A 26,373-nucleotide genomic window follows, 5' to 3' on the forward strand; every position below is an offset into this window, starting at 1 on the left:
TAACTTATCCCATTTGCTGGTAAAAGATGCCCCAAAAGCCCCACAAAAGCTAAAAAATCTTTTAGGGTTAATACGTGGCTCTACCAAAAGTTTTGACAATTATTCTTGCTGGCGGCGAAGGCAAACGCCTGATGCCCCTAACTGAAGACCGCGCCAAGCCCGCGGTGCCTTTCGGCGGACACTACCGGCTCATTGACTTCGCGCTGTCTAACGTGGTGAACTCCGGTTATCATCGGGTCATCGTCCTCACTCAATACAAGTCCCATTCTCTGGACCGACACATCGCCACAGCCTGGCACATGTCGAACATTCTGGGCAACTATGTGGCACCGGTTCCGGCTCAGCAACGCACCGGAAAACACTGGTACATGGGTTCGGCGGACGCAATCTTCCAATCTGAGAACATCATCAGTGATGAGCGCCCCGACTACGTGCTGATTATCGGCGCGGACAATATTTATCGGATGGACTTCTCGCAGATGGTGAACGAACACATCGCGTCCGGTCTGCCCGCTACCGTGGCCGGAATCCGTCAGCCGCTCAGCTTGGCTTCTTCGTTCGGAGTCATTGAAGCGGACGCATCGGGTAAAATCGCAGCTTTCCGGGAAAAGCCCCAAGACGCGGTCGGCCTACCCGATGCCCCGGATCAGATACTGGCATCGATGGGCAACTACGTGTTCAATACTGATGCCCTGCTCGAAGCACTCCAGCTAGACTCCCAAAATGACGATTCAAATCACGATATGGGCGGGGATATCGTGCCCTATTTCGTGTCCCGCGGGGAAGCTCACTGCTACGACTTTATCCGCAATGACATCCCCGGCTCGACTGAACGGGACCGGGACTACTGGCGTGACGTCGGTACTCTTGACGCCTACTACGAGGCCTCCATGGACCTCATCGCGGTTCACCCCGTCTTTAACCTGTACAACCCAAAGTGGCCGATTATGACGACTGTGGACGGCGAGTTGCCCCCCGCGAAGTTCGTCTACGGTGATGATTCCCGCATGGGTCACGCCATCGACTCTTTTGTTTCCAGCGGCACGATTATTTCCGGAGCGCGTTGTGTTCACTCGATTCTCTCCCCGGGAGTCCGGCTGAACTCTTGGTCCGAAGTGACGGACTCGGTCTTGATGAACGGCGTGGTGCTGGCGCGGCACGCGAAAGTCGACCGGGCTATCTTGGACAAGAACGTTTACGTTGGCGAGGGCGTCACTATCGGCGTTGACCTTGAACAAGACCGGGCGCGCGGTTTCCTGGTGACCGATTCCGGAATTACGGTCGTCCCCAAAGATACCCGCGTCGAGCACTAGCCTATGACAGAACCTACGCTACCCCTGCGCTTTACCTGCGTATGGGAGGGGGACTCTGCGGGCGTAACGCCTGGGGCATTTTTGTCCGCGGTAGTTCGTGCAACCGGACTGAGCCCTACCGCGCTCCCCAACCAGTCTTCGTCAGAGGGGCTAAGCCGGGTGTCGCTGTATGTTCCCGTGGCACCCCCCACGACTCGTGAACAGAGAGCCGCGTGGACCCGCGCTTTGGAGCATGACCTGGACTCAGAGGGCCTGGCTGTAGCGATAACGGCAGGGGCAATGGCCCAGCGCGGTCCCGCCTTGGTGGTTTTGGACGGGGACTCCACCCTGTTTACCGGGGAGGGCATCGACCTGGTGGCTGCTCACGCCGGTACGCAGGAGGAAGTCGCCGCCATCACCGCTGCTGCGATGCGCGGTGAACTTGACTTTGCCCAGTCTCTGCGGCGGCGCATGGGAACCCTGCGGGGCCTTCCGGTCAGTGTTTTGGACCAGGTGCGCCAGGATTACCATTTTTCCCCGGGAGCGGCACAAATGGTGTCGGCTTTTCATCGCCGCGGCGTAAAAGTCGGGGTGGTTTCCGGCGGATTCAGGGAACTGGTAGCGCCGCACGCCACAGATATCGGGCTGGATTTTGTCAAGGCAAACAGTTTCGAGGTGGCCAACGGTCAGCTGACCGGCGAGCCGGAGGGCGACATTGTCACCGCTGAAACTAAGGAAACCTGCCTGCGTTCCTGGGCGGCCGAACTCGGAGTCAGCGCGGAGAGATGCGTGGCAATGGGAGACGGGGCTAACGACCTGAAAATGGTGCGCGCCGCCGGATTGGGAGTTGCCTACCTGGCAAAACCTGCTCTGCAAGCCGCTGCCGATGTGCGCCTCTCGCGACCCAACTTGACGGCGCTCTCTGCGCTCACCCTCCCGGACTGATGACCATAGCGAACGCTGTTCACCCGGCAAAAGCCCGCGTTTGCGCTTAGCGGGTCGAGGGACGCTCCGGGTTGGATACGTCCACAACTTTCACACCCTGTACCGTAAACAAAAGTTTAGCTACCTGGGCTTTTTCTACCGAGTCACGCGAATTGCCCCACACCAGGGCTCGGCCGTCACGCAGTTTAAACTGCAACTGAGCGGGGTCGTCGGAAGTCACCGAAGCAATCATGGAGCGCAAATCCTCAGGCATATCTCCAAAAGCAATCAAGGCCGCATCAACCAGCTTGCGGGTTTGCCCGCCCAGCTTCTCCATGTCGACATCCAGCTGCGGCAGCCCCGCCACGTCACCAGGAGCAATCTCCAGAATCACTCCGGACCGGTCCACCCCCACAACTTTGCCGTTTTGCCGTACGGTGGCTACCGGAACGCGCTCCACCACGTGAATCTCTAACCCGTGCGGCCACGCGGGCTTGACTTGTGCATCCTTTAAGGCACTGACTTCCTGCAGCACCGTCTTCGCCACTCCCGCCGTAGCCAAACTGGTGATGGAGCGCCCCTCAAAACGCTGAGTGGCTTGGCAAACCTGTTTAATGTCTACGTTCCGCGCGCCCGTGACATGGCACTGTGCGAGTTGGTAGGTGAACAGCGGTGAAAAAAACACGACGTACAAAACGATGAGGACTCCCGCCAATACCCCAATCAGACTGGAAATCCGCAGACGCAGCCGATGGCGGCGAATGAACTCCTGTTCCTCCAACCGGTCCAGCAGCGTATTGTCTACGCTTGCCACCCGCAGCGAATCCCAAGGGGAACTCGCCTCGTAGCGCGAACCGTCAGCGGGGGACGCATTTGGATGGTGTTTGCGCTGAGAAACCTTTTGGGCCGCTTTCACAGCTTCCCGGTTTGCTTTCGCAGCCCGCTTCTGGGTTTTCTTGATGGCCTTCTTTTCGTCACGTTCCTGTTTATCGAGTTGAGCCGGGGTCAACTTTTTCGATTTCGTTTTCGGTTGAATCGTTTCGGAGTTCGCCGTATCAGTCGCGGCGGCACGGTCACGAGGGCGGCGCGGAGAGTCCTTATCGAGGTCAACGTTTTTGGGGTCGACTACGGGTCGACGGTGTCGCCCCCGACCGGCGTCGTGGCTCTCTGTGGACTTCCCAAGGGTGGGGCGGGGAGGTGGTTTCACGCCTGACTCTCTTTCGCCTGGGCGGCCTGTTCCACCGAGGCATAGTCATGTCCCGCGGCGATAGCGTGGCCCACGTGGGTAATGGAGCCCGCACCCAAGAACAGCAGGAGGTCGCCGGGACGGGCGGCGTGAAATGCGCGCAGTCCCGCCGCGTACATATCCGCCACGTAGGTTCCCTGACCGAGACGCTCGGTGATGATGTTACCGTTTACTCCGGGAATCGGCGCTTCGCGGGCGGCGTAGACCGAGCATACGGTCAGGTCATCCACGGCTGCAAAAACTCGCGCGAAAGCCTCGACGTTGTGATAGGTCCGGGAATACAGATGCGGCTGGAAACACACCAGCAGCCGACCGGTACCGGCTAAGTCGCGGGCCGCCTGCAGAGTGGCCGCGATTTCAGTCGGATGGTGTCCGTAATCGTCATAAATGCGCACGCCATCGCGTTCACCGACTCGCTGCATCCGGCGACTGGCTCCCGAAAAAGTCCCCAACGCGGCGATGAACTGGGGCAAGTCCACGCCTAGGGCATAGGCGGCGCCCAGCGCCCCGCCCGCGTTCAGCAACATGTGCTGGCCCCCAATCCGCAACTTGAGCTGACCGTGAAATACCTGCTGACCGGCATCGGTAACGCTGACTTGGCAATGTCCTTGGCCCGGCCCCAGTTCGGGCTCACTTAACTGAACTACCACGTCGCCTGCCAAGGGAACCCCGAAACCGTAGGAAATAACCCGCGGCCCACCCTCGCCGCGCTGCGCTGAAACCTGCGCGGCAAGCCGCTTGACCCCGGCATCATCGGCACACAGCACCAGCGCACCGCCCTCGCGCAACCTACCCGTGAAATCCACAAAAGCCTGCTCGAACGCCGCCGCGCTACCCCAGTGATCGAGGTGGTCAGGCTCTATATTGGTGATGACTTCCACCGCGGGGGAATAGTTCAGGAAAGACCCGTCGGATTCATCAGCCTCGATGACAAAGGCGGAACCCGACCCCAAACGCGCGCCGGTATCCAGCTCGGCGATGACTCCCCCGATAGCAAAGGAAGGATCCGCCCCGATTTTCAGCAGGGCGTGGGCAATCATGGATGACGTGCTGGTTTTGCCGTGTGCCCCGGCCACCGCCACCAAATCGTGGGAACGGGTACAAAAATCTAAAGCCTGGGAACGATGCCAGATTTCTAAGCCCAGAGCCTGGGCACGAGCCGCTTCGGGATTGTCCTCATGCACCGCTGAAGTCACCACCACGATGGCGTTGGCAGGCACTTGTTCCTCCCGGTGTCCCACAAAAACGGTGATGCCCGCCTCTCGCAGCTGTCCCAGCGTATCGGCCTGTACCTGGTCGGAACCGGACACGTGATAACCCAGGTCGTGCAGCAGTAGCGCGAGGACGCTCATGCCGGCCCCGCCGATACCAATCAGATAGAACTCCTGGTCGGACGGGACTTTGTGGGCTTGCGTGACATTGGACAAATTCGTGGAACTGTCTTTAATCTCGGGCATGTTTAGGCCTCCTCGGGTTTCCCGGTCGTTTCGCCCAGAACTGTCATAATGAGCGCACAGAGATTTTCGGCGCCATGCGTGGTGCCGACCTGGGCCGCTGCCGCACGCATGGCCGCGTTCTGCTCCGGGTCAAGCAGACGCACCAGCAGTTCGGCGGCCGCCTGTTCGGTCAGTTTCTTCTGGTCGAGTAGGAACGCCCCCGCGGCGTTAACGACCCCTTGCGCGTTTAGGGCTTGTTCTCCGTTGCCGATAGGCAGGGGCACGTAGAGGGTGGGAATCGCCAGCGCGGTGTTTTCCGCGACAGTTGCCGCCCCCGCTCGACACACCACGCAGTCAGCTAGAGCCAAACCGTAGTGCATCTCGGTGAGATAGTCGCGCACTTGGTAACGCTGCTCCAGGTGATGTTCAGCAACGAAGTCCTGGACAGGACCGTCCTTACCTTTCCCGGTCAGGTGAATGACCTGGGCAGTCGAGTTTTCCTGGAAGACCCGCAAAAGCGCGCCGGGCAAGACTTCGTTGAGACGCTGCGCCCCCAGGGAGCCTCCGGTGATCAGCACTGTGGGGTGGGAAGCCGGCAAACCGAAAAAGTCGGCAGCTTCAGCTCGCGCCGCATCCCTGGTCAGGGGCATTTCCAGCTGACGCGCCAGTTCGAGAATACTGGGGCGCAGGGGCAGACCGACGACACGAGTTTCGCCGTGCTTTGCTTTCAGCCCGGTTCCCTCAAAAGTCAGGCCCACCCCGGCCGCATAGCGTGACCCTACCCGGTTGGCGAGCCCTGGCCGAGCGTTTTGTTCATGAATGACGATGGGAATGCCCAAACGTTTTGCCGCAAAGTACACGGGGGTGGAAACGTAGCCACCAAAGCCCACTACCAGCCGTACCTCCCGGGCTTGGAAAGTATCGCGCAGCGAAGCCACCACGTGACGCATCCGAACCGGCAAACGAACCAAATCCGAACTGGGGCGACGCGGCATCGGTAGGCGGGGAATGGTCAACAGTTCATAGCCGGCGGCTGGAACCAGTTCGCTTTCCAGCCCCTCGGAAGTACCTACCACCAGAGGTTCGAAGCTCAATTCGGTGGACTGTAGCGCGGCAATAGTCGCCAGCAAAGGGTTCACGTGTCCAGCGGTACCGCCGCCGGCGAAAACAATGACCGGTTTCGAGATGTCACTCACACCCTCAACTTTAGCGTGTTTTGTCCGGGAACATTTTCAGGAGCACGGTTGCTGTGGCGGTTGTGGGCAAAGTTTTCCCTCGGTTTTCGCGCCGCACCAGCTTCGGGAAGCAAACGTTTAACGGTGCATCCGTCCGGGCAGCAAAACAGCCGCACCGCGCCGCAGGGGACGCAGTCGGGCTTTTAGCGCCGCGTCCGCCCCAGGTTCAGCGCGTGCAAAACACATCATCATGCCCATCGCTGCCATGATGGACAGTAGGGAGGAACCTCCAGAAGAAATCAGCGGCAAGGGCACCCCAATAATCGGGAGCAGGCCAACCACAGCTCCGATATTGATGATGGCTTGGGAAAAAATCCAGCCCATCATGCCGGCCACGGTGTAGCTCACGAATTGATTCGTCTCCGAGTTCATCAGCCGCATCATCGTCAGGCACAGCACCACGAACAAACCCAGAACCAGGAAAGTGCCCAAAATCCCGAATTCCTCGCCCAAAATAGCGAAAATGTAGTCCGTATCCGCTTCGGGCAGGTAGGACCATTTCTCCCGGCTGGCACCCGGTCCGACTCCGGTCAATCCCCCGGTGGCCAGGGACCACAAGCCATGTTGTCGCTGGTAGCCGATGCCGGTGGGGTCAGTGGTGGAGGCGTCCATAAAGCCAAAGACCCGCCGACGGCGATTAGCTGAACTCATGACTGCCAAAGTGACCCCAAAAATGCCTAGCAAGACGATGCCCGCAAAGTAGCGCCAGGGAATCCCCGCTACGAAAATCGCCGACAAAATGAGCGCTGCCATCACCATCGCGGTGCCCAGATCCCGCCCAATCATGACCAAACCCAACGACCCCACCGCTGGCACGCCCGCGTTGATGAGCCAACGTTTCTTGTCCCGGGCCTCCCGCAGTTCCGGATCTGCCAAGACCCTCCCTAACGCGACAGCCAAAGCCAACTTCATAAACTCGGAAGGTTGAATGGTAATGACGCCACCGAGGTTAATCCAGTTTGTGTTACCGCCCGCGGACGTGCCGTGCATGCCCGGAACGAACACCATAATCTGCAGCAGCCACGCCGCCCCCAAAAACCACCAGGTCCACTTTTGATAAAAAGTCAGCGGGACCCTGGAGGCAATGAACAAAACCAGCAGCGCCGCCACATAAATGAGTGAACGTTTCCCAAAGGACAGGAACGGATTCGCTCCGCTTTCCAAGGCAGTGATGGTCGAGGCGGAAAACACCAGGATAAAGCCGATGATGAACAGCAGCAGGGTGGTGACCAAAATGAGGTAGTAGCTCAGAACCGGTTGGTTCTTCCACCCTTCGGACAGGGTGCGCAGAGCGGATTTTTCCTGGCTTGGCGTTGCGGACGGGGCTGAGTTGGCGTCAACCAGGGTAGGCGTTGAGTTTCGCGGGGAAAACTTTGCCAGTTTCGCGTCCCGAGGTGCCTCAGGAGCCTTGTTCCTCCCCGCCATCTTGGTTCTCCCCCAGTTTCCGCGCCGCCTGAGCAAATTGGTCGCCGCGCTCGTGATAGTTGTTGAACTGATCCCACGAGGCACACGCCGGAGCCAGTAGCACGGTATCCCCCGGAACGGCTAAAGCTCGCGCCTCTAAAAGCGTCCTTTCCATAAGATTGTCCCCCGGAGCGACCCGTTTCAGCGGGATTCCCGCGCCGTTTTCAGCAAATGCGCTCTCAAAAGGCTCCGGGTCCAAGCCAATCAGCACAGCGGCTTTCACTTTCGGGGCTGCCACCTGCACCAGAGAGTGAAAGTCTTGGCCTTTCGCGTCTCCCCCGACAATCCACACGGCGCGCTTGTCGTCAATGTCACGCAGCGAAGCGGCTGCTGCGTGCGTATTCGTAGCTTTGGAGTCGTCGATATAGGTCACACCTCCGAACGTGCCGACCACGGCGCGACGATGTTCCGCCAACTCAAACTCGAGAATTCCGCGGCGCACCCATTCGGGCTGCAAACCGTAGGCCCGCGCCAGTCCAGCCGCGGCCAAAGTATCCGCCAACAGTGCCGATGTCGGCACTTTCGCTCCGCTCAAGTGTTCCAGGTCGGCAAACGTTGCCAGTTCCAGTGCCTGAGTTTCGTTGTGTTCTCCAAAAGCCCGGTCCACGATGACGTCCTCAATCACGCCTAGGAAACCCGGAGCGGGAATACCCGGAGTCAAACCAATGCACTTTTCCGGGGGAAAGCCCTCGTCTTGGACGAAACGTTTACTGAGTACCTTGGTCGGCAGTTCCTCGGTGGCGGGATACAGAGCGGCACGCTGCACCCCGCTGTAGACCTTCGACTTGTCCCAAGCGTAGTCGTCGGCGCTACCGTGCCAGTCGAGGTGATCGGGGGCAAAGTTAAGCCACACGGAGGCCCAGGGTTTCAGGCTGTACGTGGAATGCAGCTGTGCCGAGGACAGCTCCACCGCCAGCGCATCCACAGCGCCTTCGGCCGCGACTTCAACTATGGGCGTGCCGTAGTTACCCACCGCGGTCGCCACCACACCGCCGGTGATGAGCATCTGCGCCAACATCCCAGTTGTGGTGGTTTTCCCGTTCGTGCCCGTAATGCACATCCACTTGCAGTTACGGTTACCGATGGCTTCCTGGATTTGCCAGGCTAACTCGACTTCTGACCACATGGAGGCGCTGGCCTCGGGAAGGCGATACATGGGATTATGCGGGGCAATCCCCGGGGAGACCACGAAAAGTTTGTGTCCGTTCCCGGCGGCCGCCTCACCTTGGAACTGTTCGCCACTGGCAGTGCAATAGTCGACCCGATCGCCGAGTTCCTCCCGGGCCTGTTCCACAGCATCTGGGTTCGCATCGTAGCAGGTCACGTGCGCTCCGAGAGTGGCCAGTACGGCGGCGGCGGCGCGCCCCGACTTTCCCAGGCCCAACACGCCAATGGAGGCGCCGGTAAATTGCGTATCTTTCACAGCTTCATCACCCAATCGAAATAGAACAGTCCTACCCCGGCGGCAGCCATCAGCCCGGCAATAATCCAAAACCGCACGACCACGGTGATCTCTTTCCAGCCCAACAGTTCAAAGTGGTGATGAATTGGGGCCATCTTAAACACGCGCTTGTGAGTGGCTTTAAAGAACCCGACCTGAATAATGTCGCTGATAACTTCCATCACGAACAGGCCACCGATAATGATTGCCAGGAACTCGGTGTGGGTGAAAATCGACACTCCCGCCAGTATGCCGCCCAACGCCAGCGAGCCGGTGTCGCCCATAAAAATACGCGCCGGTGAGGCATTCCACCACAAAAATCCAATCAGGGCTCCGACCACAGCCGCGCAGAATAATGCAATATCCAGCGGGTCACGGATTTCGGAGTAGCACGCGGGGGCGCTGGTCCCCTCGATGCCGCAGCGCTGCGAGAACTGCCAGTAGGACATCAAGGTATAGCCGCCAAACACGAAAATCGAAGTGCCGGTCGCCAAGCCATCCAGACCATCCGTCAGGTTAACCGCATTAGACCAGGCTGCCACCAGGAAGTTCGCCCAAATCAGGAACAGCACGACCCCCAGACCGAAACCGGCGAAAGCCAAATCCAGGTTCGTGTCCCGGATGACAGAAATCTTCGTAGAGGCGGGGCTCAGGCCGCGCGAGTTCTCAAAGCCCAAGGCCAGACCGGAAAATATGGATCCCACCGCTAGCTGACCGAGTATTTTGCCGGTTGGGTTCAATCCCAAAGAACGGTGCTTAGAAATTTTAATCCAGTCATCCAGCCAGCCGATGAACCCCAGCCCGACCAGCAAAAATATGAGAATCAGAGACGAAGCGCTGGGGCCTTTGCCGCTGGTGACGGCTTGGTGAATATGACCCGCTCCCCACCCGATAATGATGGCGAGGATAATAATGACCCCGCCCATAGTGGGCGTGCCGCGCTTCGTGTAGTGCGCGGTCGGGCCGTCCTGGCGAATAAACTGACCGAATTGCTTATTGACCAGCCACTTCGCATAGAACGGGGTGACCAGTAGCGAGAATAACAGGGCGATAAAGCCAGCTGTCAATACCGCAGTCATCGGACGCGGCCCCTTTCTTCAATTTCTTGAGCCAGTTTCCACAGTCCCGAACCGTGCGAACCTTTGACCAAAATCAAGTCGCCGGGACGCACAATCTCCTGCAACAACCGACCGGCAGCGGTGGCATCCATCACCTGATGGCTTTCCCCGTCACGTTTCAGCGCCGAATAGGCGCTTTCGATGTGTTTCGCCATGGGACCGACCGTCAGCAGGACCGAAATTCCGAGGTTAGCGGCGTAACGCCCGATTTCTCCGTGCAACTGCGGGGCGGTTTCGCCCAGTTCCAGCATGTCCCCCAGGACGATGACCACACGCCGGGTGGCTCCCGATTTCGCAATGACGTCCAAAGCGGCACGTACCGAGTCCGGGTTCGCGTTATACGCATCGTCGATGAGGTCCACTCCGTCCGCCAAATGCACCAGGTTCATGCGGTGTTCACTGACCGGAGTGGCTTTTGACAACACGGCCGCAATCTCAGCGGGGGTCATGCCCGCGACATGCGCAATCGCCGCGGCCGCCAGGGCGTTAGCGACGTGATGGGCACCGAGGAGCTGCAGCTGAACCGGGGCGCTACCGGCGGGAGTGTGCAGCAGGAAGCTGCCCCGCGAAGCCTCGTCCAGACGTAAGTCGGTGATGCGCACCGGGGTATTCTTTTTTGTCGAAAAGTACATGAGGCGTCCCGAAGTCCGCCCGCTCATCGTTTCCACACGCGGGTCGTCCGCGTTCAAAATGGCCATGCCTGAGGGCCCCAGGTTTTCCAGGATGGTAGCCTTCTCAGCTGCCAGGGCCTCAACCGAAGAGTACGACTCCAGGTGAGCCACCCCCACCATCAAAACCAGAGCCACATCCAGGGGAGCAATATCGGTCAGGTAAGCAATGTCGCCGGGCTGCGAAGCGCCCATTTCCAATACCAGGTACTCGGTCGCGGCGTCAGCTTCCAGAACCGTGAGCGGCAGGCCCACCTCGTTGTTGAACGATGCCACGGGAGCGACAGTGGCGCCTTTGGTGGATAAAAGCTGTTTCGTCAGGTCCTTGGTGGTGGTTTTGCCGGCAGAACCGGTGATTCCGATAACAAGTTTCAGTTGGCCGGTTCCCTCGCGGGCTTGGGCACGCAGTTGGCGCAGGTGCGCCTGAGCCAATCGCCCCAGGGCATACTGAGGGTCGGGAACCTGCAATACTGTCAACTGGTTCAATTCTTCCTCGGTAGCCCACCCCTGGTCCAGAATCTCTGCGCGGTCGCGGCTGACGATGGCGACTCTGCCTCCGCGGCGAGCCACAGACCCCAGGAAGTGATGCCCGTCAGTATTTTCTCCGGGCAGCGCTACAAAGACATCACCCGTACTGACCAGCCGCGAATCGGTGTGTACCCTGCCTTGAATCCGAGTCGAGTTTTCCCCAGGTTCTAAACCAATCGCCTCACATAGGGCGTCAAGGGTCATATCTATCAAAGGTGGACTCCTTCAAAAGGCCAACAAATCGGCTTTAATCTTATCTCACGCCGGCTCCGGTCAGAAAAGGGGTCAGCTCCGCTTCGCTAGAGCCTCGCGAGCGACCACTCGGTCGTCAAGGTCATACTGCCCTTCGGGCGTGAACATGATGGGTTCGTGACCCCGCCCCGTAATAACAACGGTATCTTCGGGACGAGCGTCCAAAATTGCTCGCTCAATCGCCGTCTCGCGGGGGGCGACCTCCACAAATTTATCTTCATAGCCCTTCATGCCCGCCATCACGTCCCGGCGAATCCCGCTGGGTTCCTCCTCGTGAATGTCCCCGTCCGTAAGGTAGGTGAAATCCGCCAGCTCGGCAGCAATCTGACCCAAAATCGGCCGTTTGCCCGGATCGCGCTGCCCGTCAGCGCCCATCACTAGCAGCAACCGACCTTTGGTCGAAATCCGCATGGTGTCGAGCAAAATCTTGGTGGAATCCGGGTTGTGCGCGAAGTCCACAATCACGCGGGGTGCCTCGCACAGCAGCTCCATACGTCCCGGCACATCCAGACGGATGGGATTCACAGTCAGGTGGCGCAAAATGTCCCCGTCTAGCTGACGCGGGCTCGGAGACAATCCCGTCACGACCATGACAATGGCCAGGGCGGCATTGATTGCGTTAAACGTGCCGGGCATTCGGACCTGCACAGAGGCCTCTTTGCCGTCAAAAGCCCGCAACCGCAGTTCGGTGAAGCCGCCCTCTAACTCGATAATTTTTCCTTGCCAATCGGCCGGACGGCCCGTCAGGGACAGGGTCACAAAATCATGTTGGCCACCGCGTTCCAACTGCTCAGCCAGGCGCTGGCCCCACACGCCGTCAACGATGATGACCTGGCGATCACTGCGCTGCGGGGAAAACAGCGAGGCCTTGGTTTGGAAGTATTGCTCCATGGTGCCGTGGTAATCCAAGTGGTCCTGAGACAGGTTCGTAAATCCGGCGCAGGCGAAATGCAGCGGGTCTACCCGCCCCATCGCTAAGGCGTGCGAGGATACTTCCACCACCATGTGATGCACATTTTCTTGCACCGTCGTGGCCGCAAAGGCTTGCAGCTGCGGGGCTTGGGGAGTCGTGATGAAAGCGGGGGCAGTCTTCTTGCCCACCGCGGCCTCCACCGTGCCCACCAGGGAGGACAGATGCCCGACTCGATGCAGCATGTGACGCAAAAGGTAGGTGGTGGTGGTCTTTCCGTTCGTGCCCGTCACGCCCCACGCGCTCAACTGTTGGCAGGGATTATTGAAGGCGACAGCAGCAGCTGGACCAGCTACGGAAGCCACATCGGGAACGATGATAGCGGGGATATCCAAGTTCTCGAGGAATGCCATCCCAGCCGGATCGCTCAACACAGCCCCGGCTCCGCGCGCCGCGGCATCCGCCGCGAACTTAGCGCCATGCACGTGGAATCCCGGCATCGCCACAAACAGCTCTCCGCCGCGCACGACCCGGTTATCAATAACCGCACCGCGCACACGGCCGCCGTTACCGTAAACCGTACCGTCCACGGCTTTTGCCAAATCCGTAACTTCGACCCAGGGCAAGCGAAGCAAATCCGGCGCGTAAGGGTCAAAAGCAACTTCCAGAGTCATATTTCTCTAATCTCCAATCGGATACAACTGCGGATTCGTGTCGGTGGGCGGGATTCCCAGCTCTCTAATCGTAGCCCCCGCAATCTCTTTAAACGCCGGGACCGCGACCACGGATCCGTATATCGAGGCAGAAGGGCGATGCACCACTACGGTGATGACCACGCGGGGATTGTCGGCGGGAAACACCCCGGTAAATGACCCGACAGTCCCGGTTTGCCTGCCGTTAGCCTCAATAATCTGGGTGGTACCGGTTTTCCCCGCCACCGGGTATCCCTCGATTTGGGCATCGGGAGCACCGCCTTTTTCCGAGACGACCCCCTCCATCATGGTTAGCAGTTTCCGGGAAGTGTCCTTGGTGTAAACTCTGGTACCCGCGTCTACAGCTTTCTTTTCTACGCTGCCGTCGGGCTTCGTCCACGATTCGATGAGGTGGGGTTGCACTTCCACTCCCCCGTTTGCCACTGTGGCGATACCGTTGGTGACCTGGAGAATAGTCGCCGCGATACCTTGGCCGAACATGATGGTGTAGCGTTGGCGGCCGTCCCATTTCTCGGGGGCAGAGAGCAGCCCGGCGCTCTCACCGGGCAGTTCGACGCCGGTAGGTTTACCAAAACCAAGTTGTTTCAGCTTTTGATACCTGTCCGTGTCCGTGATTAAGTCGCCAACCTGGACAATCCCCACGTTCGACGATTTGGCAATAATCCCCGCCGCGGTCAGAGCATAAGTACCGTGGGCAATCGAGTCCCGAAAACTTTGCCCGTTAGACATGGTGATTTCACCCGGTACGGTAAATGTGTTGGTGGGCTCCACTTTGCCAGCTTCGATGACCGCTCCCATCGTGTGAACTTTCAGGGTAGAACCCGGCTCGTAAACCGTGGAAACGGCTTTCGAGCCGCGATTCCGTTCGCTGGTTTTCGTGGGTTCTGAGGGGTTGACCGTATCCGTCTCGCACAGAGCGAGAATCTTTCCAGTGCCGACCTCTTGAACTTCCGCCATGACGGATTGAGCCCCGAACCGGGCTTTAGAATTGTCTACTACCTGCTGACAGGTATTTTGCAGGTCCAGCAGAATGGTCGTCTTAATGGTTTGCCCCGCAATGGCGTCTTTACGATAGTTGTCCTGGACCGGAATGGTTTGTCCACGCCGACCAATCTCGGTGAAGTCTTTGCCGTCCACTCCGGCGAGCTTGCTATTTTGGCTCAGTTCCAGCCCAGCTAAACCCACTCCATCAACATCGGTGAAACCGATGATGTTGCCGGCCACGTTACCGTTGGGATAAATCCGTTTCGTGATTTCTTCCGGCTCAATGCCCGGAATCCCCAGCTTCGCGATTTTACGCCAGACCTCGGGAGTCACTTCTTTGGCGATATACACAAAGGTCGAGGGTTTTTTGCCGGGCTGCGCGGTCAGTTTCCCGCCCAGCTCGGCGGGGTCGGCGTCCAAAAGCGGAGCCAGCTTTTTCGCCGCCGCTGCTGGTCCATAAGCCGCGACCTCGGGCCGATCGAATTCATCATAGATAATCTTCGGCTTGCCTTTCGCGTCTTTCCCCGCGGTTTTCGGCTGAAAATAAGTATTGATTTTTACCTGATTAACCCCGATGTTGTAGCGTTTCACGGAGGTCGCCATCTGCCGGCCCGAGGAGTCCAAAATATCCCCCCGCTGAGCTTTAATAATGTGGGTACGGCTGCGTTGATCCTGGGCTGCCGCGGCGAGTTCCGGTCCCTGCACCAGTTGCACCACCACCAAGCGGACCGCAAAAATGAACAGCACCGCGATAATGGCCCCCACCAACAGGTTTTTTCGGACTCTACTCACTTGACCAGTTTCGCCCAGCTTTGCCAGGTTTTCACGCTCCCACGCCGTGACCGCGAGGGGTTTAGCTAGGCGCAGTCGCTTTCCCCGCCAGCCCTTATTGCGCGGCTTTCCCTGGAATAATTTCTCCAGTCGCCAACGTCACGTAGCCCTGTTCGGCGGCCGGAACCAATCCAATTTCCTGCGCTTTCTTTGCTAGGTATTGCGGGGACTGAGCTTCACGCGCCTGGGTCACCAAATCGGCTTGCTGATCCAGCAGCAAGTTCAACTCGTTTTGCATGGCGTACATATCGTAGGAAGTCATCGCCAACTGGGTGTTGACGACGACCGGTACGACCAGCGCGGCGACGAGCATCGCCGCCACCGTCAGCCACATCGGCCACGTGATGCGGCGCTTCTGAAAAGTCGGGACCAGCTGAAGCTGCGGCCTGGGGGCGTTCTGAGCAGGAAGCGGCATCCCGGCAACGCTGCCGGGTTTACGCAATGCCAGGTTGGAAGTAGCTGCGTTAGTCACGTGAGTCTCCTTCGGTTAGGGGGTGAACAGGGTTTTGGGCACGTAGTTTCGTCAAGGTGGGAAAACGTTTCTCCACCGGCTTTTGTTTTGTTTTCACAAGGGTCCCCACGAGGTTTTCCAGGTCGGGTTCCCGTGTCTTTTCCACGGCACGCAGCCGTAGTGAGGCGGCGCGCGGATTGTCGGCGACCTCAGAGTCATCAGCTAAACGCGAGCCGTGCGTGAGGTCCCGCAGCCAAGGCTGCGCCTGCTCAGGCAGTACGGGCAGCCCCTTGGGCGCCGCAGGATGAACCCCCGCGGCAAAAGCCCTCTTGACCAGGCGATCTTCCAGGGACTGATAGCTTTCGATGACGATGCGTCCACCGACCCGGACTGTTGACAGCGCCTTCGTCAAGAAACGCTCCAAGTCGCCTAGCTCATCGTTGACCGCCACCCGCAAGGCTTGGAACGTGCGCTTCGCCGGGTTTCCTCCACTGCGGCGGGCCGGGGCAGGAATCGTGTCGCGGATGACTTCCACGAGCTGACCCGAAACTTGCAACGGCTGGTCCAGGCGGGCCTTCACGATAGCTTTCGCGATGGGCCACGAGAACTTTTCTTCGCCGTAGGTGTGGAGCACCGCGGCGATTTCTTCCGCTTCAGCCAGGTTCAGGAAGTCGGCAGCGGTGAAACCTGCGGTTTGGTCCATCCGCATATCCAACGGTGCTTCGGGTTGGGCATAAGCGAAACCGCGCTCCGCCTCGTCCAGCTGCAGTGACGAAACCCCCAGATCCGCTAAAATCCCGTCCACTTGGCTCAGACCGTGCTGCGCCAATACGCTATCCAGTTCCCCGTAAGTTGTGCCGGCGATGCTGAGGCGATTCGCAAAAGCACCGAGTCGGGACGCCGCCAAACGCCGAGCCTGCGGGTCACGGTCGATACCGATAATGCGCAGCTGCGGGTGACGCTCCAACAGATATGCGCTGTGTCCCCCCAGGCCGAGGGTGGCGTCAACCAAAACGGGACCCTGGATACTGCGAAAATCAGCAGTGGAGGGAATCGGGGTGGCCGCGTCCGGCGCGAAATCCAAGGCGGGCGCCAATAAATCAGCGCACACCTCAGCCAGCACCGGCTGGTGGATTTCGGCAACTGATTTCACGTTTCTTCCTTTTTCTTGGGGTAACCCCCGTTTTTCTAGCGACTCCCGCGTTAGCCAGGTTTCCCACCGTGTCTGCCTGCGGGGAAGAGCATTCAGAATCGGTAGGACACCAAACCCACGCGGGTTTATGCAGTTATGCGCGAGTTTCCCTCACAGCAGTCCCGGAAGGATTTCTTCCGAGACTTCCGAGAAGTCCTCCTCGGCGGCAGCCAAGAACTCGTTCCAGGTCTTAAGGTCCCAAATCTCCACACGGGAACCCGCTCCGAAAACCGCCAGGTCACGTCCCAGTCCGGCGTACTCACGCAGGGCGGGCGGAATGTTAATCCGTCCTTGCTTATCCGGGATTTGATCGCTCGCCCCGGACAGCAGCACACGCGAAAAGTTTCGCGCCTGCTTGTGGGTGATGGGAGCCTGGCGAAGTTCCGTATACAGGGTTTGGAACTCGCCAGTCTCAAACGCATAAACGCAGTGGTCCTGACCCTTGGTCAAAACCACTCCGCCTGCGAGTTGCTCCCGAAAACGGGCAGGCAGTATCAGGCGACCCTTGTCGTCGAGCTTTGGCTCGTAGGTCCCTAAGAACACAACCTTCCCTTTCACCCTCAGCGTGATGCTGATTTTTGACCCGATACCTTTACGGTTTTCGTTACACCCCACTTTACTCCACTTTCATCCACAAATTTGCAAAAACGTGACAGATTTTGCATTTTTAGCAAATTATTTATTGGAAATTCAGAGAATTCTTAAGTGGAGGAAGATTCTACAATGAGCGGCTTTTAGAGCTGACGAAAGCGATGACGAGAAACAAAAAACCGGCTACCGAAAATCGGTAACCGGATCAGACGGGTGAGTCAGAGACTCGGGATAGGAATCAGAGGACTACTCGCCGTGCTGACGGCGTTCCCACCGCTCATTTTGACGATCCATAAAGGACCCTCGCGAGGCAGGCGCACCAGCAGGCTGGCCGTGAGGGGCCGGTTTCGATGCGGGGGATTTTGAGCCTACCCCGAAAATCTTTAGAACCCCCAGGACGACAACCACGAACCCCAGTACCCCGATAGCGGTACCCAAAAATTCCATGCCTTTCAGGTAGGGCGTGGCGATGAGTCCTCCGACCAGCACTACTGCCCCAATCAAAACCAAAACGACCCCGAAAGCAACCCGCCGCGGACGGCTTGCCGTGGATTCACCGACCTTTGTGGAAGTCTGGCGCATCCTATCGGCCATCTTGGGATCTTCGTTGTGGAGCTGGGCCTCCATCTGCGCCAGGACTTGCTTTTCATAGTCCGACAATGCCATGACCATGTCCTTTCAGTGCGCGGCCGAGGAAAGCACCCCAAAACCAAAACGAACGTGTTAACACAAACTAGTTTACCTGTTTTTACCCTCATCGCGCCACATGGGTCTGTGCACGAGTTCTCCGAAACTCGATAAACAGAACTTTTTACTGGTTTAATTGTGTTATGCAAGCGTTGATTATCGGCCTGTGGTGGATTGTGGCACTGGTGATTGCTGTGGTCCTCATTTATAGAGCGCGCCCTCAGAACAGCGTGGAGTACTACCGCGTTCAAGCGTATATCAAAGAAGTTGAGCCTCTCACCGAGAACGACACCATGCGCTCTCTGCCTTACGAGGTCACCGTACTGTTACCCTTTTTGGATCCCAACGAAGCCAACACGTACTACTACCTGACATTGAACCCGGAAGACCTCCACATCGGTCGGGCCCGGACCTGCGCTCGCTACCATCTTCCGATCCCGGCGTGGGTTTCCGCCGTTGATCCGCGTGACATACGTTTCGAGAACTCTCACTCCTGGAACACGGATACCATCATCAACGCGGTCTTGCTCCTGGTCGCACAGTTCATCATGACGGGAACCTGCCTGTTCAACATGGAACTCATCACGAATTCCGACCCCTATTTCGTGCTCCTGTTCCCGCCCACGATACTGTTCTTTGCCTTCGCTACCCTCTATGGGTTCATGCGTTTTGGACAAGCTGCCAGGGTGTGGGTACGTGTGGCCTCAGACCCGGCCACCGCACCGGCGTCTATCAGCGGAATCCGCCGCATCAACAGTCATGCCGGTCACCCCGGTGGTTTCGAAGTGTCCCTTATGTGGGCTCCCCTGGGAATGCCAGCACAGTACGGAAAAGTGCGGATTCCCGGCTTCCAGCGCCGCACCATCCTGCTGCTACAAAAACTGGTGCGAAACCAACTGGAGGAAGAATCGAAAGGAGTGTGGCGCGTCACCCCGGGAATCCCGCAGGACCAGGCTAAACCCCACACCGCAGTTTCCGAGTTACACACCCCCCAAGGGCCCACGACCGTGAAAATCACCGCCCTGCCAGCAAACGATCCTCGCTTCGACCCGCGCCCTCCGAAAGTGCGCGCGGCGGCAGAAAAAGCCCGTCTGAAGCGCGAGGCCGAACTGTTGGCGCAGCGCGAAGCCTTTGAACGCGCCACGGCACGAGCCCGGATTGAGGAAGCTAACCGGGCAGAGCTCGGTAATGAAGAGAACAGTCTCGATGAGGTCGCCGCCCAGGGTCCCCAGGCATGGTACTACCCGATGAACCCCTCGCGGGTAAACCTGGTGGGAATCGGCACGGATCCGGGGAATCGCTCGAACCTGATTGGACCGGGCATCGGTTGGCTTTGCGTTGCTTTGGTGGCAGGGCTGGCTGTGGCATGGCTCGGGTTTATCAATCCCAACATTATGTTCCCGGTTTACGAAGCCCCCTCCGGAGATCAGCCGCTGGGCGGCTGGACTCGCTAATTGTCCGGCATTCCAAGGGTTTCGGGCAGATTTAATCCTCCGGGGTATCGCGGCGATGCCGACCCCGGCGAGGACGGAACTGTTCGATGTTGCGTTTTTCGTAAGGCGTGTCGCGCAGGGACGAAATTCCGGAAGCATCACCTACTGGCGGTAATTCTTCGTCAAGATTTGAGAGTTTCGCCCCGCGATTCAACCGATCCGTGCGCTTCAAAAATTCTTCGAGGCGAGCTCCCAGTTCCTCGGCGGTGGGCAGCGGTTCTTCGGGAGTCTCAATAATTGCCATCGGTTCGGCTTCGTCAAAGTGCTGTTCCAGAATCTCAACGATATGTTCAGCTTCCTCAGATTGTTCCACCATCTGGTTGATTTGGCCCAAGGTGAGGGTGGAAGCGGCTTCGATGTCTCCCACCGGTAGTGCCAATCCGGTCTTGGCGGCCACTGCGGACATCAGCGCCGCGGCCGCCGGTGGGTAGTCCCCTTCTGCCAGGTAATACGGCACCGCCGCAATGATTCCTACCGCGTCCAGACCGGCTTGTCCCAGGGGGAATTCGATGAGCTGATCCATCCCCGCCGGCAGCAGCATTTCACCGACCATCTTGGGCTGTTTGGGCAAACTCTCCGAACGTGCCCCGTGCATATGCACCGGAGTGGGCCGCGTGTGAGGCACCCCGGCTGGCATTCCGGTCACGCCTACCGTCTGGCGCACTCCCAAGCGTCGGACAATTTCTTGGATAGTGTCCAAAAATAGATTCCATTGGGCGTCCGGTTCTGGTCCGTGCAGCACCAAGAAATTCCGGTCGTTGTCGTCGCTGAGCAAATCCAAGCGGATTTCCGGCATTTCCACTTCAGTAAACTTCCAGTCTGAAAAACTCAGCCAGGGCCGATGGGAACGAAAATCCACCAATTTATCGGAGTTAAATGTCGCAATAGTCTGATGCGGCAGGGCTTCCACCAAATGCTCCAACATGCCTCGCCCGGAATGCCCAGCATCCATCGCCCCGTTGAGGTGGTGCAGCATAACGTCGGCGTGGCCACTGAGGTCCGCGCCAGGCGCTAATAAAGTATCAAATTTGTCTGCGTCCATTTTTCCCTCGAAAAGTTCAACCCCTAAATGTTATCAAGACTTAGCCCCAATTCGCTCCTCGTAAACCTTTTAGGGCATAATTGATTACCCTTTTGATGCCTTGAGGAGAGATAAATTGGCTGACGCAACGGTGCCGTCGTCTTGGCAGTCCGAGATTGCTAAGGAGCAGACTTTCGTTGACCGCGCCTATGAAACCCTCGATGAAATGCGGGTCTATTACCGCCGGCGGCAAGACGAAGTCGCCGCGGAAATGAGTTCTAACCCCTCAGCCAGGGCTGACCGCGATGCCTTGGCGGCTCATTATGGAGACGAAGCCACTCGCTTGGAGAGCGTGGAAAATCGCCTGGTTTTCGGCGTTTTAGACCTGGAGGACGGCACCAGTTTCCACATTGGTCGCGTGGGTTTGCGAGACTTTGATGCGACCGATGCCGAAGCCCCGGCTCTCGGTATCACCCCGGCGCTTTCCCCCACCGAAAACCCTCCCGACACCACTTTGGAAACACCGGCCGCGTCGGAAACACTTGAGGAAAAACCTGGTGAAGGCGTGTCTCGCCAACTGTTGGTGGATTGGCGAGCGAAAGTCGCCCAACCGTTCTATCAAGCTACGGCAGTAGCCCCGATGGGGGTGTGGAAGCGGCGGCACGTAGCTACCAGTTTGCGCGAAGTGGTGGGCGTGGAGGATGAGCTGTTAGCTTCCGGTGCCGACACCGATGCCGCCCAGACGGCGTCGCTGCAGGGTGAGGGTGCTTTGATGGCGGCGCTGTCACGAGCGCGCAGCGGCCAGATGTCCGACATTGTCTCAACGATTCAGGCCGAACAAGACCGGGCGATTCGTTCTGACCTGAACGCTTTTTTGGTGGTGCAGGGCGGACCCGGCACCGGCAAGACGGCCGTGGCGCTACATCGGGCTGCTTATCTGCTCTATGCCCACCGGGATCAGCTGGATTCCCAAGGGGTGTTGGTCATTGGTCCCAACCACACGTTTTTGCGCTATATCGAACGGGTGCTTCCCGCCCTGGGCGAGACCGGAGTGGTCAGCCTGACTATCGGGGAATGTTTCCCCGGCGTACACACCGTGGCGGAACGTCCAGAACTGCGCGCTCTGAAAGGTGATACCCGCTGGATTAAAGTCGCCGCCGCGGCCGTGGCCGATTTGAAGCGTCCTCCCCGCGAGGATCAAATCCTGCAGTTGGACCACGTCCAGCTAAATCTGAGCGCCGCCTTGGTGCGTGAGGCGATGGAAGCCGGTTCGCACGGTGGCTCAACCCACAATCAGCACTGGGCTGCCTACGCCAAATTCCTGGTCCGCGAGTTAACCAAGCTCTATGCCGGGCAGACCCCCACCAAAGAGGACATGGAGTGGATGACTGAGGAAATCCGCGGCTCGGCGGAGGTGCGCCGAGCGGTCAACCGCTGCTACCTACCCGCGGCCGCCCCCGATTTGCTGGCGCGCCTCTATGCCTATCCGGATTATTTGCAGCGTATCGCCTCGGGGATTTTCACCGCGGAGGAAATCGCCGCGTTGCAACGTCCCAAGACCAGCCCCTTCACGGACGCGGATGTGCCGATTTTGGATGAACTGGCGGAGCTGCTGGGGCCGCTACCGGGAATGACGGATTCGGCGGCACAGCGCCGTACCCGCGAACAGCGCGAAATCGAGCGGGCGGCGGAGGCTATTGAAGCGATGGATTTGGGCGGAGGGCTCATCAACGCACGGATGCTGGCGCGATCAACCCGCGGTGAGGTGAGCCTCTCTCCCCTAGCTCAGCGCGCCCGGGCGGACCGTTCTTGGGCTTACGGGCATGTCGTTGTGGACGAGGCACAGGAACTTTCGCCGATGGACTGGCATCTGCTGCTGCGCCGGTGTCCTTCCCGGTCGTTCACCGTGGTTGGGGACGTCAACCAAGCATCGCAAAACTGGTCGAACGCACCATCGTGGTCCGACCTCCTGGGCCCAGCCATGCGCGCCGCTCCGGTGATGGAGCAGCTCACCATTAACTACCGCACCCCTCGTGCGGTGATGGATTTGGCGCAAAAGGTGCTGGCGGCCAGTCCCGAGAGTGCGGTAGTGCCGCTGCAGTCGGCACGAGATGTGGCGGGAGCCCTGGCGTTTACCCGGCTGAAGGGCGAACCACGGGACAACCTGTGCGAACCGACCCACGGGGCGGGAAACCTTGTGCCCGTTCTCAGAGAAACTCTCCAGGCAGAAACGGCACGTTTGGAAGCGGAAGTCGGGCAGGGGGTCGGCAAGCTAGCGATTATCGTCCCTACCGCGGCGCGTTCGTATCTCGCTTCGGCCTTGGGCTTAGAAACGGCCGATGTCGTAGCTGACCAAGTGTGTTGTCTGGATTCGCGGGCAGCAAAAGGGCTCGAGTTTGACACGGTTATCTTGGTGGAACCAGCCGTTATCGCCAGCCAGTCAGCCGGAGATCTCTACGTGGCGATGACGCGCTGTACGAAACGGATGCATGTCTTGGCCAGCGATTTACCCGCGGGAATGGACTTTCCCTTCCCCAAGGATTGACGCCAACCCGCGAGACTACCCCTGACATGGGATTTCAGCACCGCGCTCTTTTGGTCTAAAGTGGTGCTATGACAAAGATACTGCTGCTTGAAAACCCCCACGAAGTCGCCGACAAAGTATTTAGCGACGCAAATGTCCAAGTCGACCGGGTAGACGGCGCTCTGGACGAAAACGACCTGATTAAGGCTCTGCAGGGCTATCAGATGGTTGGGATTCGTTCCAAGACGAACCTGAGCAAGCGAGTTTTTGACGAATGCCCGGACCTGGTCTGCGCCGGGACTTTCACGATTGGCACGAACCAAATCGACCTGCCAGAAGCGGCAAAACACGGGGTGGCAGTGTTCAACGCCCCTTATTCCAACACGCGTTCCGTGGCGGAACTGGCCATCGCCGAGATTATCGCGCTAGCCCGCCAGCTGCCGGTGCGCAACTCTCACCTGCAAAACGCCGACTGGCAAAAGACCGCCAAAGGCTCTCACGAGGTGCGCGGCAAGACCTTGGGAATTATCGGCTATTCTTCGACCGGTACCCAACTGTCCATCCTGGCTGAGGCCATGGGCATGAAAGTCCAGTTCTACGACTTGGCAAAGAAGCTGCCCATTGGCAACGCAAAACAGTGCAACTCGCTGGAGGAAGCTCTGCAGGGCGCCGATTTCGTGTCGCTGCATGTGGACGGGCGCGCCTCTAATGAAAATATGTTCACCAGGGTACAAATGAACCAGATGAAGCCCGGAGCGAAGCTGTTGAACTTGTCCCGCGGTTTTGTCGTCAACCTCGATGACTTGGCCGAGGCTTTGGATTCGGGCCAGATCGGGGGTTGCGCCATTGACGTATTCCCTGATGAACCGCGCAAAAATGGCGAGGAATTCCACTCCCCGATTATGGGCAAAGAAAACACCATCCTCACCCCACACATTGGCGGGTCTACGCTGGAGGCTCAGGAGGACATCGGCTGGTTCGTGGCCGGAAAACTCTGCACTTACCTACAGTCCGGCGAAACCGTGATGAGTGTAAACATGCCGAACTTGAGCCTGGAACCGACTGGCAATACCAAGTACCGCATCACTTTGATTCACAAGAACATCCCCGGCGTGATGGCGAAAATCAACCAGTTGTTCTCTGACGCGGGAGTGAACATCGAGGGTCAGGTCCTGGGTACCAACGGTGAAGTCGGTTACGTTATCGGCGATATTTCCTCCGAGATGCCCAAGGCGGCGCTCGATGAAATCTCTAAATTTGAATCCACGCTGTCCCTGCGTTGCATTCCGATAGAGGGCTTCGTTCGGGACGAAGAGACCGCGGTTAACTAACTCCCCTGACGAACCGAAAAGGCCGGATGGTCGGGCACCTCTGTGAGGTGACGGGCGCCGGGTCAAGAGCCGTTTAGCTGGCAGAAGTTTCGTCGCGCCGGACGTTTGTCGGGTTTTCGCCGATTTTGTCCAGTCTTTCGCTGGGCTTCCCGTCGCCGGGAGCGCCGGGTTTTACCGGACAAAATCCTGGTGAAAAGGATTTGACCGGCCGGTTTGCGTTAGGGTTGAGATATGACTGAAACAGTGGATTTGTTGGAACTCGCTCCCGCCGCGGGGATTCACTTGCCCAGGTACGTACATACTCCGCCCGAGCAAGATTCAGAGCTGACCAAACGAATGCGTCAGCTTTACAATCCCGATGTTCCTGCCCAAATCCCCGTCACCGATCAGCTGCTGATTGATGTTTTGCGCACTCAATCCAATAAATATCCGCGTCGCGTAGCCTTGGATTTTTTCGGTGCCACCACGACTTACCGGCAGCTGGGTGAAAATGTGCAGCGTACTTCAGCGCTGCTGCTTGAGCACGGCGTCAAGCGTGGCGACCGGGTTTCCATTGTGGCTCCGAACTGCCCGCAGTTCGTCTATCTGCTCTATTCCTGCCTACAACTTGGGGTGGTGTGCGTGTTGCACAACCCCCTGGCGGCCCCGGTGGAGCTGAAGTGGCAAATCGAAAATGCGGAATCAAAACTGGTCTTTGTGTGGCAAAAAAGCTCCTTAAGCGTCACCGAGCTGGTGCGCGACATGGACACCGAAGTTATTTCCCTCGATGTTTCTGCGGCTTTGCCCAGGCGGCTGCGTTTCGCCTTGCACCTGCCGATTAAGAAAGCCAAGGAGTTGTACCAACAGCTTTGCGACCCGCAGACCAAAGATTTGCCCGATTACGATACGCTGCTGGAAAAGCAGAAACCACATAACCGCATCGTGCGAGTCGACCCGGATGTTCCGGCCGTGATGCTCCACACGGGAGGAACTACCGGCAAGCCGAAAGCGGTCATTTTGACCAACCGGAACTTGGTGTCTAACTTGTTTGCCAATGTGACCTGGGTGACCAAGCTGCGTCCCGGCAAAGAAACCTGGTTCTGCGTTCTGCCGTTCTTCCACGCTTTTGGCCTGACGCTGTCCCTGAACGGGGCGATCGGTTTGGGAGCCACCGCGGTGTTATTCCCGAAATTCAGCACCCGGGCCGCCCTGGCCGCTCAACGCCGGCGTCCGGGCACTTTCATTGTGGGAGTACCTCCGATTTTTGACCGCCTGGCGAAAGCAGCCGAGGAAAACCCGAAAATTGACCTGTCGTCTTTCCGATACGCCATTTCCGGAGCGATGCCACTGACGCAGGATGTCGCAAAACGCTGGGAAAAAGCCACTTCCGGCTACATCATCGAGGGCTACGGCATGACGGAGACTTCACCGACGGTACTGGGCTCCCCCATGAGCCCCGAACGCAAACTTGGCTGCATGGGCATTGTGTTCCCTTCTATCCAAGTGCGGGTCATCGATCCGGATACCCTGGTTGATGTCGAACCCGGCGAGGTGGGGGAACTCGTGGTGAAGGGACCGGGGTGTTCCCCTGGTTATTGGCGCGATCAGGTCGAAACCGATTTGCTGTTCACTCCCGATCATTGGTTGCGCACCGGCGATTTGGTCGAAGAACACGAGGGTTTCTTGCGGATGAGTGACCGGCGCAAAGAGCTCATCATTATCTCTGGTTTCAATGTATACCCTTCGGTGGTGGAGGCGGCAATCGCCACGATGCCCCAGGTTGCAGAAGTCGCCGTGGTCGGCATTCCCGATCAAACTGACCCGGCCCGGGGTGAACAGGTTCACGCGGCGGTGGTGCTCAATCCGGGAGCGAGCCTGACCTTGGACAAGATTCGGGCTTGGGTTGCTGATTCCCTCCCCCGTTACGCAATTCCGCGTTCGGTCTCTTTCCCGGAGGAGTTGGCACATAACGAACTTGGCAAGATTCAACGCCGCAAAGTGCGTCAATCCGTTCTGGAACGGCTCTCTGAAGGCTTCCGTATGTAAGGGTTAGCGGCTCGGA

General features: G+C 58.5%; 20 protein-coding genes. 6 read left to right on the forward strand and 14 right to left on the reverse strand.

Annotation, left to right across the window (positions count from 1 at the left end; genetic code table 11):
* The first annotated feature begins 74 nt into the window (after positions 1-74).
* Together glgC and serB are read left to right on the forward strand one after the other, a co-directional pair.
* Positions 75-1,313: a glucose-1-phosphate adenylyltransferase gene (gene glgC / locus AC5LBQ_RS01175; RefSeq protein ID WP_491681203.1), complete on the forward strand. Its 1,239-nt coding sequence runs from the start codon at positions 75-77 to the stop codon at positions 1,311-1,313.
* Positions 1,314-1,316: 3 nt separating this feature from the next.
* Positions 1,317-2,237, forward strand: coding sequence for a phosphoserine phosphatase SerB (serB, locus tag AC5LBQ_RS01180; RefSeq protein ID WP_493264372.1), 921 nt, complete (start codon positions 1,317-1,319; stop codon positions 2,235-2,237).
* Between the two features lie 46 nt (positions 2,238-2,283).
* On the opposite strand, the gene AC5LBQ_RS01185 is transcribed toward serB, so the two are convergent.
* The 13 genes from AC5LBQ_RS01185 to AC5LBQ_RS01245 form a co-directional block, all read right to left on the reverse strand.
* Positions 2,284-3,423: a cell division protein FtsQ/DivIB gene (locus tag AC5LBQ_RS01185; protein ID WP_493264373.1), complete on the reverse strand. Its 1,140-nt coding sequence runs from the start codon at positions 3,421-3,423 to the stop codon at positions 2,284-2,286.
* Positions 3,420-4,919, reverse strand: coding sequence for a UDP-N-acetylmuramate--L-alanine ligase (gene murC, locus AC5LBQ_RS01190; protein WP_493264374.1), 1,500 nt, complete (start codon positions 4,917-4,919; stop codon positions 3,420-3,422). Before murC ends, AC5LBQ_RS01185 begins: the two co-directional genes overlap by 4 nt.
* A gap of 2 nt (positions 4,920-4,921) precedes the next feature.
* The gene (locus AC5LBQ_RS01195) at positions 4,922-6,094 is read right to left on the reverse strand and encodes a UDP-N-acetylglucosamine--N-acetylmuramyl-(pentapeptide) pyrophosphoryl-undecaprenol N-acetylglucosamine transferase (RefSeq protein ID WP_493264375.1); all 1,173 of its coding nucleotides are present in this window, start codon (positions 6,092-6,094) and stop codon (positions 4,922-4,924) included.
* Positions 6,095-6,211: 117 nt separating this feature from the next.
* Positions 6,212-7,558: an FtsW/RodA/SpoVE family cell cycle protein gene (locus tag AC5LBQ_RS01200; protein ID WP_493264376.1), complete on the reverse strand. Its 1,347-nt coding sequence runs from the start codon at positions 7,556-7,558 to the stop codon at positions 6,212-6,214.
* Positions 7,533-9,020: a UDP-N-acetylmuramoyl-L-alanine--D-glutamate ligase gene (gene murD / locus AC5LBQ_RS01205; protein ID WP_493264377.1), complete on the reverse strand. Its 1,488-nt coding sequence runs from the start codon at positions 9,018-9,020 to the stop codon at positions 7,533-7,535. Before murD ends, AC5LBQ_RS01200 begins: the two co-directional genes overlap by 26 nt.
* Positions 9,017-10,117 (reverse strand): phospho-N-acetylmuramoyl-pentapeptide-transferase, encoded by a 1,101-nt coding sequence (gene mraY / locus AC5LBQ_RS01210; RefSeq protein ID WP_493264378.1) that lies wholly within the window; start codon positions 10,115-10,117, stop codon positions 9,017-9,019. Before mraY ends, murD begins: the two co-directional genes overlap by 4 nt.
* The gene (locus AC5LBQ_RS01215) at positions 10,114-11,565 is read right to left on the reverse strand and encodes a UDP-N-acetylmuramoyl-tripeptide--D-alanyl-D-alanine ligase (protein ID WP_493264379.1); all 1,452 of its coding nucleotides are present in this window, start codon (positions 11,563-11,565) and stop codon (positions 10,114-10,116) included. The genes mraY and AC5LBQ_RS01215 overlap by 4 nt, the downstream gene beginning before the upstream one ends.
* Before the next feature lie 72 nt (positions 11,566-11,637).
* Complete coding sequence (locus AC5LBQ_RS01220) at positions 11,638-13,188, reverse strand: Mur ligase family protein (protein WP_493264380.1); 1,551 nt, start codon at positions 13,186-13,188, stop codon at positions 11,638-11,640.
* A 6-nt stretch (positions 13,189-13,194) separates the two neighbouring features.
* Positions 13,195-15,003: a peptidoglycan D,D-transpeptidase FtsI family protein gene (locus AC5LBQ_RS01225; protein WP_493264381.1), complete on the reverse strand. Its 1,809-nt coding sequence runs from the start codon at positions 15,001-15,003 to the stop codon at positions 13,195-13,197.
* A 94-nt stretch (positions 15,004-15,097) separates the two neighbouring features.
* Positions 15,098-15,514 carry a cell division protein FtsL gene (ftsL, locus tag AC5LBQ_RS01230; protein ID WP_493264382.1) on the reverse strand — a complete coding sequence of 139 codons (417 nt, stop codon included), beginning with the start codon at positions 15,512-15,514 and terminating at the stop codon, positions 15,098-15,100.
* On the reverse strand, positions 15,507-16,646 hold the full coding sequence (gene rsmH / locus AC5LBQ_RS01235) for a 16S rRNA (cytosine(1402)-N(4))-methyltransferase RsmH (RefSeq protein WP_493264383.1): 1,140 nt from the start codon (positions 16,644-16,646) through the stop codon (positions 15,507-15,509). The genes ftsL and rsmH overlap by 8 nt, the downstream gene beginning before the upstream one ends.
* 150 nt (positions 16,647-16,796) lie before the next feature.
* Positions 16,797-17,228, reverse strand: a complete 432-nt coding sequence (gene mraZ / locus AC5LBQ_RS01240) for a division/cell wall cluster transcriptional repressor MraZ (RefSeq protein ID WP_295026900.1) — start codon at positions 17,226-17,228, stop codon at positions 16,797-16,799.
* A gap of 294 nt (positions 17,229-17,522) precedes the next feature.
* Positions 17,523-17,942, reverse strand: a complete 420-nt coding sequence (locus AC5LBQ_RS01245; RefSeq protein WP_295026898.1) for a DUF3040 domain-containing protein — start codon at positions 17,940-17,942, stop codon at positions 17,523-17,525.
* 164 nt (positions 17,943-18,106) lie between these two features.
* On the opposite strand from AC5LBQ_RS01245, the gene AC5LBQ_RS01250 reads away from it, so the two are divergent.
* Positions 18,107-19,417: a hypothetical protein gene (locus tag AC5LBQ_RS01250; RefSeq protein WP_295026897.1), complete on the forward strand. Its 1,311-nt coding sequence runs from the start codon at positions 18,107-18,109 to the stop codon at positions 19,415-19,417.
* 31 nt (positions 19,418-19,448) lie between these two features.
* Here AC5LBQ_RS01250 and AC5LBQ_RS01255 read toward each other — a convergent pair whose 3' ends face one another.
* On the reverse strand, positions 19,449-20,498 hold the full coding sequence (locus tag AC5LBQ_RS01255) for a PAC2 family protein (RefSeq protein ID WP_493264384.1): 1,050 nt from the start codon (positions 20,496-20,498) through the stop codon (positions 19,449-19,451).
* A 100-nt stretch (positions 20,499-20,598) separates the two neighbouring features.
* Between AC5LBQ_RS01255 and AC5LBQ_RS01260 the strand changes: the two genes are divergently transcribed.
* The 3 genes from AC5LBQ_RS01260 to AC5LBQ_RS01270 all read left to right on the forward strand — a co-directional run bounded on the left by AC5LBQ_RS01260 (position 20,599) and on the right by AC5LBQ_RS01270 (position 26,357).
* Positions 20,599-23,022 (forward strand): HelD family protein, encoded by a 2,424-nt coding sequence (locus AC5LBQ_RS01260; RefSeq protein WP_493264385.1) that lies wholly within the window; start codon positions 20,599-20,601, stop codon positions 23,020-23,022.
* A gap of 68 nt (positions 23,023-23,090) precedes the next feature.
* Positions 23,091-24,332 (forward strand): phosphoglycerate dehydrogenase, encoded by a 1,242-nt coding sequence (serA, locus tag AC5LBQ_RS01265; RefSeq protein ID WP_295026892.1) that lies wholly within the window; start codon positions 23,091-23,093, stop codon positions 24,330-24,332.
* A 231-nt stretch (positions 24,333-24,563) separates the two neighbouring features.
* Entirely contained in the window at positions 24,564-26,357 is a 1,794-nt protein-coding gene (locus tag AC5LBQ_RS01270) for an AMP-binding protein (RefSeq protein WP_493264386.1), read from the forward strand.
* Positions 26,358-26,373 lie beyond the last annotated feature (16 nt).

It is taken from the genome of Mobiluncus sp. (assembly GCF_985070215.1).

What these genes read in the sequence shown, in the direction of transcription:
- mraY (WP_493264378.1), bottom strand. Translation starts at nt 10,117, where the DNA reads ATGACTGCGGTATTGACAGCTGGCTTTATCGCCCTGTTATTCTCGCTA.
- AC5LBQ_RS01220 (WP_493264380.1), bottom strand. Translation starts at nt 13,188, where the DNA reads ATGACTCTGGAAGTTGCTTTTGACCCTTACGCGCCGGATTTGCTTCGC.
- murC (WP_493264374.1), bottom strand. Translation starts at nt 4,919, where the DNA reads ATGCCCGAGATTAAAGACAGTTCCACGAATTTGTCCAATGTCACGCAA.
- AC5LBQ_RS01250 (WP_295026897.1), top strand. Translation starts at nt 18,107, where the DNA reads ATGCAAGCGTTGATTATCGGCCTGTGGTGGATTGTGGCACTGGTGATT.
- AC5LBQ_RS01245 (WP_295026898.1), bottom strand. Translation starts at nt 17,942, where the DNA reads ATGGCATTGTCGGACTATGAAAAGCAAGTCCTGGCGCAGATGGAGGCC.
- AC5LBQ_RS01270 (WP_493264386.1), top strand. Translation starts at nt 24,564, where the DNA reads ATGACTGAAACAGTGGATTTGTTGGAACTCGCTCCCGCCGCGGGGATT.
- serA (WP_295026892.1), top strand. Translation starts at nt 23,091, where the DNA reads ATGACAAAGATACTGCTGCTTGAAAACCCCCACGAAGTCGCCGACAAA.
- AC5LBQ_RS01200 (WP_493264376.1), bottom strand. Translation starts at nt 7,558, where the DNA reads ATGGCGGGGAGGAACAAGGCTCCTGAGGCACCTCGGGACGCGAAACTG.
- AC5LBQ_RS01255 (WP_493264384.1), bottom strand. Translation starts at nt 20,498, where the DNA reads ATGGACGCAGACAAATTTGATACTTTATTAGCGCCTGGCGCGGACCTC.
- serB (WP_493264372.1), top strand. Translation starts at nt 1,317, where the DNA reads ATGACAGAACCTACGCTACCCCTGCGCTTTACCTGCGTATGGGAGGGG.